11 protein-coding genes are annotated in these 12,796 nt (G+C 74.9%); 1 reads left to right on the top strand and 10 read right to left on the bottom strand.

Annotated features, from left to right (window positions below; translation table 11 throughout):
• The first annotated feature begins 19 nt into the window (after positions 1-19).
• On the top strand, positions 20-850 hold the full coding sequence (locus tag AB0M11_RS25175) for a Pvc16 family protein (RefSeq protein ID WP_365709138.1): 831 nt from the start codon (positions 20-22) through the stop codon (positions 848-850).
• A gap of 58 nt (positions 851-908) precedes the next feature.
• Here the strand turns inward: AB0M11_RS25175 and AB0M11_RS25180 are convergent, their stop codons facing one another.
• From AB0M11_RS25180 to AB0M11_RS25225, 10 genes are all read right to left on the bottom strand, one after another.
• Complete coding sequence (locus AB0M11_RS25180; RefSeq protein ID WP_365709139.1) at positions 909-1,340, bottom strand: hypothetical protein; 432 nt, start codon at positions 1,338-1,340, stop codon at positions 909-911.
• A 28-nt stretch (positions 1,341-1,368) separates the two neighbouring features.
• On the bottom strand, positions 1,369-2,271 hold the full coding sequence (locus AB0M11_RS25185; RefSeq protein WP_365709140.1) for a discoidin domain-containing protein: 903 nt from the start codon (positions 2,269-2,271) through the stop codon (positions 1,369-1,371).
• A 980-nt stretch (positions 2,272-3,251) separates the two neighbouring features.
• Positions 3,252-3,791 (bottom strand): phage tail protein, encoded by a 540-nt coding sequence (locus AB0M11_RS25190; protein ID WP_365709141.1) that lies wholly within the window; start codon positions 3,789-3,791, stop codon positions 3,252-3,254.
• On the bottom strand, positions 3,791-5,809 hold the full coding sequence (locus AB0M11_RS25195) for a putative baseplate assembly protein (protein WP_365709142.1): 2,019 nt from the start codon (positions 5,807-5,809) through the stop codon (positions 3,791-3,793). The genes AB0M11_RS25190 and AB0M11_RS25195 overlap by 1 nt, the downstream gene beginning before the upstream one ends.
• Complete coding sequence (locus AB0M11_RS25200) at positions 5,809-6,216, bottom strand: GPW/gp25 family protein (protein WP_365709143.1); 408 nt, start codon at positions 6,214-6,216, stop codon at positions 5,809-5,811. The genes AB0M11_RS25195 and AB0M11_RS25200 overlap by 1 nt, the downstream gene beginning before the upstream one ends.
• A gap of 9 nt (positions 6,217-6,225) precedes the next feature.
• Positions 6,226-8,076: a phage baseplate assembly protein V gene (locus tag AB0M11_RS25205; RefSeq protein ID WP_365709144.1), complete on the bottom strand. Its 1,851-nt coding sequence runs from the start codon at positions 8,074-8,076 to the stop codon at positions 6,226-6,228.
• Positions 8,073-8,864 carry a hypothetical protein gene (locus tag AB0M11_RS25210; protein ID WP_365709145.1) on the bottom strand — a complete coding sequence of 264 codons (792 nt, stop codon included), beginning with the start codon at positions 8,862-8,864 and terminating at the stop codon, positions 8,073-8,075. Before AB0M11_RS25210 ends, AB0M11_RS25205 begins: the two co-directional genes overlap by 4 nt.
• A gap of 12 nt (positions 8,865-8,876) precedes the next feature.
• Positions 8,877-9,455, bottom strand: a complete 579-nt coding sequence (locus AB0M11_RS25215; RefSeq protein WP_365709148.1) for a phage tail protein — start codon at positions 9,453-9,455, stop codon at positions 8,877-8,879.
• 35 nt (positions 9,456-9,490) lie between these two features.
• Positions 9,491-10,024 (bottom strand): phage tail protein, encoded by a 534-nt coding sequence (locus AB0M11_RS25220; RefSeq protein WP_365709149.1) that lies wholly within the window; start codon positions 10,022-10,024, stop codon positions 9,491-9,493.
• Positions 10,025-10,116: 92 nt separating this feature from the next.
• Positions 10,117-12,795, bottom strand: coding sequence for a DUF4157 domain-containing protein (locus tag AB0M11_RS25225; RefSeq protein ID WP_365709150.1), 2,679 nt, complete (start codon positions 12,793-12,795; stop codon positions 10,117-10,119).
• Position 12,796: the final 1 nt, after the last annotated feature.

Consider the following 12,796-nt stretch of genomic DNA (forward strand, 5'->3'; position numbering starts at 1 on the left):
CAGGTACACGAGGAGACCGATGAGCACGCTGCGGGACGCTGACCTCTCGCTCGCCCACTGGCTGGAGGGCGTGCTGCCGCCGGGCACCGGCGTCAGGTTCGACGCGCCGCGCGCCGACTGGGAGCGAGCGGTGCCCGGCGCCCCGTTCGTCAGTCTGTTCCTCCGTGACGTGCGCAGGGGCGGTCAGGAACTGCCGCCCTCCGGATGGTCGGAGGTCCGCGACGCCGACGGGCGGCTGGTGGGCAGGCAGCCCGCGGTGCGCCACTACCGGATCTCGTACACGGTCACGGCGTGGGCCGGCCCGGCGGGGACCGGGCCGGAGACGTCCGAGGAGGCGTCCCGGCGGACGGTCGAGGAGCACGATCTGCTCGGTCTGCTGATCGACGCCTGTACGGCCACGGACGCCCTCGCCGACGACCATCTGACCGGGGCCCTGGCCGAGGCGGGGCTCCCGTCCTTCGTGCGCTGCGGGGGCGATGAGCCGGGGCGCTCGGCGCAGGACGTGTGGCCGGGCCTCGGGATCGCCCCGCGCGCGCATCTGGTGCTGGAACTGGTGGCCCCGGTGGTGCCGCCGATGGTGACCGACCTCGCGCCGCCGGCCCGCGGGATCGTGCTCGGCGCGGCCCGGTTGCCCGCCCCCGGCGCGCCGGGCGAGACCGCCGCGACGACCGGCCCGGCACCGACCGGCCCGGTCCCGACCGGTCCAGCGCCGACCAGGGCCGCGGGGACCGTGCGGCGCTGGGAACGGCGCACGATCACCGAGTCCCGCCGGGCCGGGTCCGGGAACGAGTCCGAGTCCGGGAACGAATCCGGGTCCGGGAACGAGTCCGGGTCCGGGAACGAGGCGTAGCCGAGGGGGGCGGGGCGTATGCCCGGCCCCCCTCACTGGTCCGCGTGCCGCCCGCGCCTCAGCCCGCGGTCACCGAGGTGTTGGTGGTGAGGAACCGCGCGGTGCCCTGCTTCGCCGGCAGCGGGTCGGGCAGGGCGGTCGGGGGCGGCTGGGTGGCGGGCGTCTGCACCGTGAACACGGCCGTGAACGTGCCGCCCCGGATCAGGATCGGCTTGCCGCCGTTGGTGGTCCTCTCCGTCAGGTTCTGCGGCGACAGGGTGAGGACCAGGGTGCCCGTGCCGGGAACCGTGCAGGGCGGTGCCGTGTACACCAGCGGCGCGCGCAGCACCGCCGGCAGTTCGTCGCCCTGGAGGCAGACGGGCGTTCCGCCGACGGTCACGTTCGTGCTCGAACCGGTCAGTGGCAGCGGCGCCGCCAGCGCCGGTATCACCGCGGGCCCCGGGATGGTCACTTCGAGCAGGTCCCCGGTTCTGATGACGAAATCCGCCACGCGTCCTCCTGTGCCGTGTGGTGCCCTGTCAGGTGGTGAAGCCGAACAGCTCGATCTCGGAGACGGCCGCGGTGGACCCGCTGCTGCCCGGATACACCGCGCCGACCTGGATCCGCACGCTGGTGACGAGAGCCGCGTGGCTGACGGAGAAATCCTGCTCCTGCGAGGTGTCCTTCGGGACGATGGTGAAGGACTCGCCGTTGGAGTACGTCAGCCGTATCTGGCTGGGCCTGCCGTCCCGGATGTAGGCGTTGCTCGCACCCGAGTGCAGGATGATCTTCATCAGCGTCACGCGGTGGGCGAACTTGAGGGTGAGGGCCGGTTCGGCCGAGGTCGACCAGGGCGCCAGCCAGTAGGTGTCGAGCAGTTCGTCGGCGGCGTTCAGCGCGGGATGCCCGTGCTCCGAGGCGTTCGCCGTCACGCTGACGGCGTGGATCGGCGAGAGGTCGTGGGCGACCGCGCCGGTGACCCTGGCCTTCAGGCTCCGCGCCCTGCTGTCGACCGTGTGGCGGAACGGCGGGTACGTGCCGTAGAGCGTGCCGCCGCAGAGCAGCGCCACCGCGACGACGACGCGGCCCTTGCGGTAGACCTGCCGGAGCGCCGACTTCGGGTCGAAGCCGGGCTGCGCGAGGTGCGCGGCGGACCTGCCGTCCGCCCGGCCGGGACCCTCGGCCGGCGCGAGCCGGACGACGCGCGGTCCGCGCCTGGGCACGAACTTTCGCCACCACGGCTGCTTGACCAGCACCGCCTCGACCAACGAGGCACCGCACCGGCTGCAGAAGCTGCGCGAGCTCGGATTGCCCTCGCCGCACGTCCCGCACACCAGGTCGCCGGGTTGCAGCCGACGGGTCGGCGCCGTCCTGGTCACCGCGACCGCCCTGGCCCGCGCGATCTGCGGCGCCTGTTCCCGGATCTCGCCGGGCGACCGCACCGGAGCGGTGTCGCCCCCGCTGGACGCCGGGCCGGAGGACCGCGCGTCCGGCGCGTCCGCCTCGGGGACGGCCGCGGACTCGGGGTGCTCGACGGGCGCGACCAGGGCCGCGGCGTCGCCCCGCCGGGCCGCGGGCGCCGGCGGCCGGGCTGCCGGCGGCGATGCCGGAACAGCGGCCGCGCTCTTCCGGGGCGCCGAAGGCGGAGCCGGAGGGGGCGCAGGCGCGCCTCGCCGGGCCGCCGAGGGCGGGGGCGGAGGAGACGGAGCAGCCCCTGGCCGAGCCGTCGACGGAGGAGGCGGGGGCACAACCGCACTCTTCCGTGCCACGGACGGCGCGGGCGGAGGAGGCGGGGCCGTGCCTGGCCGAGCCATCGACGGAGGGGGCGGCGGCACAGCCGTGCCCGGTCGAGTCGTCGTCGGCGGGGGCGGGGGCGGGGGCACAGCCGCGCTCTTCCGGGCCGCCGAGGGCGGGGGCGGAGGAGGCGCAGGCGCGCCTCGCTGGGCCGTGGACGGCGCGGGCGGAGGAGGCGGGGGTGTGGATTTTCGGGGTGGTGGGGGAGGTGGGGGTGGGGCGGCCGGGGTCTTTCTGGCCGGTGGCCGTGGGGCGGGCGGAGGGGGCGGGGTCGCGCCCGACCGCGGCCTCGGCGGCGGGGGAGGCGGAGGTGGGGGCGCGGCGGCTCCGGGCCGCGGCGCCGCGGGCGCGCCGGAGCGAGCTCCCGTCGACGGTGCCTGCTGCTGCGCCCCGGCGGTCCCGGAGGCCTCCGGCCTGGGCCCGGCGATGAAGGTGTTCGTCCCCTGGATCACGCGCCGGAGCAGCCCGGCCCGCGGTTCGGCCGCCGCCTGTTCCTGCTCGACCTCCTGGACCACCTCCTGCGCGACCTGCGAGGTCTGCTTCTCCCCCGTCCATTCGAGGAAGCCGCCGCAGGAGCCGCAGAAGGCGTCGTCCTCCCCGTTGCGGAACCCGCACTTGCGACAGACGATCATCTCTCCACGACCTCCAACCGGTGCGGGACATGCGCGGGTTTCTCGGCGACGATCAGTTCCTCCAGAGCGGTGACGTCCACCGCCGCGCCGCTCGGCAGCGTCACCCGGACGGACAGCCGGGGCACCGCCTCGCCCGGCAGCGGGGTGTTCGGGACCACCGACCAATGGACCCCGCCGCTCTCGGTGAGCTCCACTTCCCCGCCGGTGACCAGCTCGACCAGGGTGCGCAGGCCGTCGACGGTGCCGCGCAGCCGGTGGAGCGGGACGGAGTGCGCCACCGCCGCCCGCTGCCGGTCCAGGGGCCAGTTCTCGTCCAGGACCGTGCCCAGCCAGCCGGCGAGCCACCGCACGAAGTCGGCGGGCGCGAGCATCGGGTCGGTGTAGGCCGCCAGGCAGTCCAGGGTCGAGACGGCCGGGGCGAGCACCTCGTCCAGGGCCGCGGTCCACCGCATCGCCACCGGGTCCTCCTGGAAGACCGCGGGCAGCAGAGTGCCGATCGGATACGGCGTGTCCAGCCCCGTCACGGCCGCGCGCATCAGTGCGCCTCCACTCTGACCTGGTGCTCGTACGAGAACACGAGGCTGTTGGGGTCGAGGTCGATCCGGCGGACCTCCCTGCCGCGCGCGCCGGTGACCGGGTCGGCGGAGAACAGCCGTACGTCCTCGACCAGTTCGACTCCGGGGACCTGTTGCAGGCGGCCGAAGATCTCGCCGGCCTGCACCGGACGGCCGAACGGCCAGCCGGTGCCCTCGGGGCCGCCGCCGGGCAGCGGATTGAGATAGCGGTGGAGGGCTTCGAGCGAGTCCTCGCGCACCCGCTCGACGTTCACCCGTGGCCGGGCCACCAGCCGGGCGACCACGGTGACGCCGCGGTAGAGCGGCGGTTCGAGCATGACGCGGGTGCCCACGACCCGTGCGCGGTCGAGCCGTTCGGCGATCCGGCGCAGCGTGGGCTCCGGCGGGACGAGGTCCTCGAACAGGATCCGGCCGTCCCGCACGGCCGCGGCCGGGACGACCAGCACCCGGACTCCCCCGGCCTCGGCGGGGTCCTCGCCGGTCGGCACGCAGCGCACCCGGGCGATCTCCGGCGCCGCCTCGCGGGTCAGGATCTCGTAGTCCTCCGCCGTCACCGCGCGGCTGCGGGTGCGGACCAGCAGCGGCCCGCGGTCCTTCGCCTCGTCGAGGGTCTCGCCGTCCACCCCGCCGTGGGCCGGGCGCCGGTTCTCCACGGCGGAGACGGCCGGGACCGACGACTTCAGCCGGCAGAGCGATCCGGCCGCGACGTTCCCCCGGGCGCCGCCGCCGGTCGCGTATCCGCGGATGCGCACCTCGGCGTCCTTCTCGGGCACGGCGCCGTACCGGCGCAGGCTCCCGTCGGGCTCGCGCACCGCCGGGCCGAACAGGACGAGTCCGGAGACCGCGTCCAGGGCGAAGTGCCGGTCCTCGGGCCCGCTGTCGGCGAAGTGCTCGACCTCGGTCCACTCCAGCCAGCCCTCGGGTGAACTGGTCTCGACGACCGGCGGGCCGTAACCGGCCAGCACGGGACTGTGCCGGAGCGGGAACTGCTGGCCGGGCACGCCCTCCGCCCGGCCCAGCCTCTCGAGCGCGACCGGCTCGGCGTGCACCGCCTCGACCGTGCCGCCGATCGTGCAGACGGTCAGCCCGTCGACCACGGGCGAGTCCGTGTACGGGGGTTGCCCCTCCTCGGGCTCGGTGACCCGGGCCCTGAGCCACCCGGCACGGTCGCCGTCGACCACGCTCGCGCGGTGCGCGGTCGGCACGTGCAGGACGATCGCGCCCGAGGTGTTCAGACCCCCGGTCTCGTCGAGCCCCACCTCGCACTCCGTCCAGCCGTCGCCGGTCCAGGCCTCCCAGACCAGCGGGGCGTGTTTCGGGTTGACTCCCACCCCCTCGACCCGGCCGCGGAAGCCCAGCCGGATCGCGCACCCTGGCACCGGGTCGGTGAGACCGATCAGCAGCGCGTCCCCGATCCCGGGCCGCCGGCGGAACGCGGGGAACGGCCTGCCGTCCGACAGCAGCCGGGAGCGGTCCGCGGTCTCGGCCGGCCGGCCGGCGTCCGTGGCCTCGACGGCCTCGACGGCCTCGCCGGCCGGTCCGCCGTCGGACTCCGGTTCGACCGCGGTCCTGATCCTGGCGAGCGAACAGGGCACGACGGCCAGGTCCTCGCCGGTGGTGAAGACGACCGACTCGGCGGTGGCCGTGCGCAGGGTCCCCACGCGGGTGCCCGCGGCGATCGTCAGCCGCGTGCGGGCGGGGCTGGAGAGCCAGAAGGTGACGGGTGCGCGCGCCGGAGTGGGCGGCAGGACGCGCAGGCCGATCAGGTTCAGGAAGGTGACGTACAGCCGGTCGGGCACCTGGTTGAGCCGGAAGAGCAGGTGGTCGGTCATGTGGGCGAAGGTCTCGATCAGGGTGATGCCCGGGTCGGAGACGTTGTGGTCGGTCCACTCCGGACAGCGCTGCATCACCAGGCGCTTGGCCTCGTAGACCAGGTCCTGGAACCGGCGGTCGTCGAGATCGGGGGCCGGCAGGGGCATCAGTACGCGCCTTCCTCGTGCTCGGGGATGGTGTAGAAGGGGAAGACGAGGTTGCGCGGGCTGTTGGTGCCGGGCACCACGTAGCGGATGTCGATGTAGAGCAGGCCTGGCTGCTCCTCGTCGGGGTACACGTCCACCTCGGCCACGTCGACGCGTGGCTCCCACTGCTCGATCGCGTTCTTGACCACGTCGGCTATCTCGGCGGCCTTGTGGACGCCCGCCCCGTCGAAGACGTAGTCCCGCAGGGTGCTGCCGAACCGCGGCCGCATCGGGCGCTCACCGGGGTAGGTCTCCAGGATCAGCCGCATCGACTGCTCCAGTTTGGCGGTCCCGGAGGCCATGGTCGGCGCGCCGGTGGGTTCGAAGGTGAACGGGAACGACCAGCCGGTGCCGGTGAAGTCGGTCATGGCCGTGCCTCACCCGCCCAGCGAGACGGACGCGCCGGACAGGGAGACGGTGCCCTGGCTCTGGATGGTGAGCGAGCCGGCGGACTTCAGGGTCAGCGCCTTCCCGCCGTCGATGGTCACCGTGCCGCCCTCGCCGGTCACGATGTTGACCGTCCCGGCCCGGCCGCACCTGATGGTGAGCTGCCCCGCCGGGTCGGTGGGTGCGCAGGCGAGTTCCACCGTCCCGCCGACCACGTCGACGTCGAGCCCCAGCCCGCCGTCGCCGGTGCCCAGCGCGATCCGCGACTGCTCGGGCTTCGGTCCCTCGCCCATCTCGTCGTGGAACACGAGCCGGTTGCCCGAGGCCGAGACGAACCCGCGGCGCGCGACCGACGAGTCCGCGCCGCCCGGTCCCTGCCGGACGGCGCCGCCGCCGAGGCTGTAGGCGCTGTGCTCGGTGACGAGGCCGCCGAGCACGTACGGGCGGCGCGGATCGCCGAACTCGAAGCCGACCAGGACCTCGTCGCCGACCTCGGGCAGGAACATCGCGCCGCTGCGCCGGCCGGCGCCGAACTGCACGACCGGGGCCCAGTCGGTGCGCACGTCCGGGGACAGCCACGGCAGGGTCAGCCGCACCCGGGCGTGGTCGCCGCCGATGTCGTCGACCACCGCGCAGACCAGACCGGGGATCCGCACCGGTTCGGTGCCGCCGGCCGTGGTCAGGCCGAGCAGGGAGCGGTCGTGCGCGCCGCCCGCGGCGAACTCGGTGTGGTAGCCGTTCTCCGTCAGGTCGAACACATGCCGGGCGCGGGTCACCAGCCAGACGGCGGGGAAGTGCCCCGGAATTCCGGAGACCTTGACGGAGGCGCCGGCGCGGATCGCGGGGTCGCCCGTCGCGTCCCCCTCGGCCTCGGCGAAGGTCCCGCCGACGGACGCGGCCAGAGCCGCCGCCGCGTCCTCGGCGTCCGCGACCGGCAGGGTGCCCACGACATGGGCGGTCGGGCTCGGTGGCGGGCCGAGGCCCTCCCCCGGCCGCGGGGCCGGCGCGTCCGCCGCGCCGGAACCCAGCGGACCGTCGGCGGCCGCGCTGAAGAGCGCCGCGACCGCGGTCGGGCCCTGCGGGCGCTCGGTGGGGGCGCCCGCGGCCGGGACCGGCGCCGTGGGTGCGGCGGACAGCGTCGCCCGCAGCGGGTCCCAGACCCGCACCTCGACCCCGGGGGCCAGGTTCCCCGCCGTGAGCCGCGGCTCGAAGCGCAGCAGCGGGCCCGGCATGGCCAGCTCCGGCAGATTCTGCTGGGAGTCGGCGAGCGTGGCGGCCTTCCGGAAGTAGAAGCCGCCGTCGGAGATGCCGAACTCGAAGCCGGTCTCGCGTGCCCGCTGCGCCAGGAACTCCCAGTCGCTCTGGTTGCACTGCAGCAGGTGCTGGTGGACGGTCCGCGTCTCGGAGATTTTACCGATCGGCAGTCCCGCCTCCTTGGCGATCCGCCGCGCGACGTCCGAGTCGGTCGCGTCCTCGAACGCCCTGGTACGGCGCGCCCGTTGCAGCCGGTGGCACAGGTCGTAACCGCGGACCACGGTCCGCCCGACCGTGCCCTGGTAGTACCCCTCGATGGCGGTGACCTCGCCGGCCACCAGCCGGCTGCCCGGCCCGGACCCGACCCGCACCTGGACGCGCGTCCCGATCCGCAGGCCCGCCTGGTCCAGCGCGGCACCGGTGAGGTCCGCGAAGCTGAGCGCGAACATCGTCGGCAGCAGCAGCTGCGTGCTGACCTCGGTGCGCACCAGGCAGCTCGCGGCGGCGCCGGACAGCTCCCGGCCGGAGCCGGAGCCGACCAGTACCGTCGGCCACACGGTGGCGCCGAGGTGCGACGGCACGGTCATTCCTCGCCCTCCTGGGTGCTCGGCAGGTACACGCTGGTCCCGGGCCGCACGCGCAGCGGATCGGCGACCCGGTTGGCGGCGGCGATCTCCCGCCAGTGCTCCGGCCCGCCGTAGCACCGCGTGGCCAGTTCGGGCAGGGTCTCGGCACCGGAGAGCAGGTGGGTGCGGCGCCCCGCGAGGCCGCCCGAGGTCGGGTTGGTCGGCCCCGGGATGTCCGGGATCGAGTGGAGCGTCAGGTCGACGGTGGCCCGTACGGGCGTCCCGGACGGGCTGAACCTGGTGTACGTGGCCGTCACCTGGTTGAGATGGACCAGGTAGACCTGGGGGCCCCAGATGAACTTCAGCCGGGGCAGCTCGCTGCGCCGCGTGGACGTCCTGTCCTCGACCTCTGTGAAGTGGGACCACTTGAGCAGGCGCAGGCAGGTCTGCGCCACCCTGGTCCCGTCGAAGGTCAGCGAGCGCAGGTTGATTCTCGTGGTGCCCTTGGCCTTCTCTACCTCTTCGACGGATATGGCGGACAGTTCGACCTTGGCCTTCGGGTCGGCGACACCGGCGCGCCTGTCGCCCCTCTGCTGCAGACCGGCGGTCGGTGCCACCGGCGCCGAGTGCGAGATCACGATGGCCGCCGGGTTGAAGTCGAACTCGATGTAGTCGGCTGCGGCGGTGGACTTCGCCGGGCCGAGTTTCGCGTTGCCGTCCGGGGCCAGCGGGGGTGCCGGGGCCCGCGGGACGCGCCGTGCGGCCATGGCCGCGCGCTGCTGCTGCAGCATCTCGGGGGTGACGCTCATGGGTCCCGGCTCCTATCCGTGGGCGGCGGAGGTCGGCAGGAAGCCCTCGTGTTCGAGGGTCAGCGTCTCGATCGCGACCGCGTTCTGCTTCGCGTCCAGGACGGGGCCGCTCCACGACACCGGGTACGCGTTGCGCAGGCTCCAGGAGGCGACGACCTTCTGGTGCACGTCCTGGAGCGCGATGTCCACGGTCCCCTTCGGCGCCCTGCCGCTCTTCTCGTCGCCGTTCATCCAGGTCGTGACCAGCTTGCCGAGCCAGCGCTGCAACGCCTGGGACGGCTGCCACTCCATCGCCCGCTCCAGGACCACCGGGGAGTAGGACACCTGGGCGGGCAGCTTCACCTCGCCCGCGTAGTCGCCGCCGACCTTGATCGTCTCGGTCCGGAAGTCGACCTTCAGGCCCCGGCACGCGGACCATTCGCCGAGCCGGTCGATGCCGTCACCGTTGGAGAAGGCGACGGTGAAGCGCATGGACAGGCCGTAGTACCGGAACGCGCTGTCGGCGGCCGCGTGGCGCGCCGCCGAGACGGCGGTGGACGCGGTCGTGGCGCCGCGCTGCCCGGCGGCAGCGGCGAAGGACGCGATGCTCACTGACGGGATGCCTTTCGTGTACGTGGGTGCCGGCCTCAGAACGGCGAGATCATCGGCGAGGTCGGGGACAGCGCCGAGGAGTTCAGGTCGTCCTCGAGGAAGCCGGTGTGGGCGAGCCGGAGCGTCTCGACCGCGGGTCTGGCACCGGCCGCGTCGAAGGAGTCGACGGACCAGGCGATCGGGAAGAACTCGCTCAGACGCCACTGGACCATCGGGATCCCGGCGAAATCGACGAGTTGGATGGTGCCGCTCTGCGGCTGCGGCTTCTTCGAGGTCTGCGTCAGCCAGTGCTGCACGACCCGCGAGTAGGGCCCGGCCGCCCGGCTGAGCGTGATCGGCTCGTACCGGGTGGCGCCGGGGAAGAGCCAGACCTGGTTGCCGCTGTCCCCGACCCGGTGCTCGACCTGTTGCCAGGTCACCGACAGACCCGTCACCCTCGACCAGTCGCCGAAGTGGTAGGCGACGTTGTCGATCAGCACCGAGTACCGGTGGTTCATGCCGACCGTCGGCGGACCGGCGATGTTCCCGGCCCGCTCGGCCGCGCCGCGCAGCGACCCCATCATGCTCATGGCTCCCTGGCTCCCGTCCGTCTCATCCGTGTCGTCTGCCTCGTGCGTCTCGTGGTCTCGTGCGTCTCGTGCGTCTCGTCGGGGACTTTCGGCTACCTCGCCCAGCCGAACGGCCCGGTCTCACCGAGCCGGCCCGCGCGTTCGCGGTCGACCAGGAGCTCTCGCCGGAGCCGTCGGTGGATCTTTTCGTAGACCTGGACGGCCACTTCCTCGATGTCGCTCGGGTCGTCGAGGTCGAGCGGGCGCCGGCCGCTGAGCTCGATGAGCCGGTCCCTGACCGAGAGCAGTTCCTCGTCGACGGCCGCCGGTGTCCGGGCCGTCGGGTCCTCGGTTACCAGTACCCGGGACGTCTGGGGTTCCTGGAGCACATGGTGCGCCTGGTGCCCCTGGTGCGCCTGGAGCCCGTACGGGGTCCCGTCCGCGGGCGCGGCCGACGCCGTCGGCGGCCGCGGGGGCCCCGCCGTGCCCGGCTCGGCCTGGGTCATCACGTCGCCGGGCTGCCGCTGGATCCCGCTCGTGGGCGCCGTGTGCCACGGCGCGGTCCACGATGCCGCCGGTGCAGCGGGTGCCGTGCCGGCCTCCGGCGGCTGCGGGCCCAGGCCGCGCGCCCAGCGCTCGCTCGCCACGGCCTCTGCCTCCAGGGCTCTGCCGCTGTCGGAGTCCTCAGGAGGAAGGGCCGAACCGAGGGTGCGCTGCTGGGCGGCGTGGGTGAGTTCGTGCGCGAGCAGTCCGCGCGCGACCGGCTGGTCGAACGACCCCTCGGCCGCGGGCAGGTACACCTCGCCGTCGCGGGTGAAGGCACGGGCGCCGAGGGCCCGCGCCTCGGCCGCCGCCTCGGGACCGCGGTGCACCGGCACGCCGGAGACGTCCACGCCGTGCGCCCGACGCAGGGCGTGGACGAGTTCGCCCGGGACCGTCTGCACGGGCGGCGGTGAGGGGGCGGACGGTCGCGGCTCAGGCTCGGGGCGGTCACCGTCCGGCCGACGCCGGGCACGCGGACGGACCAAGGGCCTGCCCGTCGACGTGGTCACGGGAGTGGTCGTGGATGCGGTCGCCACAGGGGTCGTGGACGTGGTCGCGGGGGTGCTCGGCGGAGTGGTCGGGGTCGTCGGTGCGGCGCCGGTCGGGCGGGGTGCCCCGGCGGCCGGTGGAGTCGGGCGCTCGCCGGGGACGAAGCGGTAGACCGGACGGGCCGGGAGCGGGGTCGCCGTGCGGACGTCCTGCTCGCCGACGACCCTGCCCTGAACCTCCGTCTCGCTGCTTTCGGAGGTCCGCTGCGTGCGCGGCGGCCGGGCCGTGGGCGATGCGCCGTGGGCAGGCCGCCGCGGTGTGCCGACCGGGGCTGCGAGGCCGAACACGGGTGCCTCCGGACCGGCGGTACCGTGGCTCACCTCCGCGGGCACGTCCGACGTGGGGCGGGCCTCCGCACCGGCATCCACGCCCGGTGCCGACAGGCCCGCGTCGGCATTGGCGTCGGTGTCGGTGGCGGCGCCCGCATCAGGGTTCACGCCCGCGTTGGCGAGGGCGCCCGCGTTGGCGAGGGCGCCCGCGTTGGCGAGGGCGCCCGCATCGATGTCGGCGCCCGCATCGGCGTCCACGCCCGCATAAGCCTCGGCGCCGGCATCGGTGTCCGGCGCGGGCGACGCACCGGTCCCACCGGTCCCGGTCGCCGCACCCCGAGGCCCGTCGGTCCCGGTCGCCGCACCACCAAGCCCGCCGGTCCCGGTTGTCCCGCTCGTCCCGGTGGTCCCACGATGCTCGTCCTGGACCTCGAACGCGGGAGCCTCGACGGAGTCGGCGGGCATCCGCTCGTCCGGGGGAACCGGCCGCCGAAGCGGTTTGCCGAGGCCGAGCCGTCGGCTCTCGGCGAGGGAGGCGCGGCGCGCCGCCGCCTCAGGCACCCCGGTACGCGGCTTGCGCGGCGGCCGGGGCGGAGGCGTCGTCACCTCGCTCGACCACGAGGAGCCGTCCTCGGGGAGCGGCGGCGGAGCAGAGGCGGCTCCGGCCCCGGCCGCCCACGAGGTGCCGCCCCCGGGCGCGGCCGGCACGGCGCCCTGCGGCGGAGCCGCGGCGGCTCGGGCCTCGCTCGACCACGGCGGACGGTAGGACTCGAGCATGCGCAGCCAGTCCGACGGGGCGTCGGGCACGTCGACCTGCGCGGCAGCCGCGGCGCCGTCGGGTGTCCCGCCGGACATGGGGTCGCCCACGTATGCGTCCGCGGCCTCGACCAGGTTCGGCCGGGGCCCGGCGGAGGCGAGGACCCGCGGGGCGGACCGCGGCACCGCGGGCGGCGTCGGCGGGACGGGGGCGCTTTCCGGTACGGGCGCCCGGCGCCGGCCACGTGCCGGGGACGGCGCGGCCGGCTCCCGCTCGGGCGGCGCTTCGGCTCGGACGGCGACCAGTCCCGTCACGCGTCCGGCGACCGGCTCCACGGCGGGAAGCACACCCAGGTCGGCGGGCGCCGGGTGCCCCGAGGAGTCCGCGCCCGCACGGCTCGCCGGGCGGCTGCCTCCCCCCGACCCGGGGATCAGAGGCCGGGTCCGGTCGGTCGCGACCACGCCCATCGAGGCGGCCGCGGTCAGCGGCGGCCGTCGGACGGTCGGGACGAGAGGGGGCAGCCGCCGCCAGTGGGTGTGGCCGGGCGGCAGACCGGGACCGGACCGCGCATCGCGGGTCTCACGGGTCTCGTATGTCTCACGGGTCTCGTGTGTCTCACGGGTCTCGTGTGTCTCACGGGTCTCGCGGCGCCACGGTCGGGGCAGCCAACGCATC

This window comes from Streptomyces sp. NPDC051987 (assembly GCF_040680735.1).
Lineage (GTDB): Bacteria > Actinomycetota > Actinomycetes > Streptomycetales > Streptomycetaceae > Streptomyces.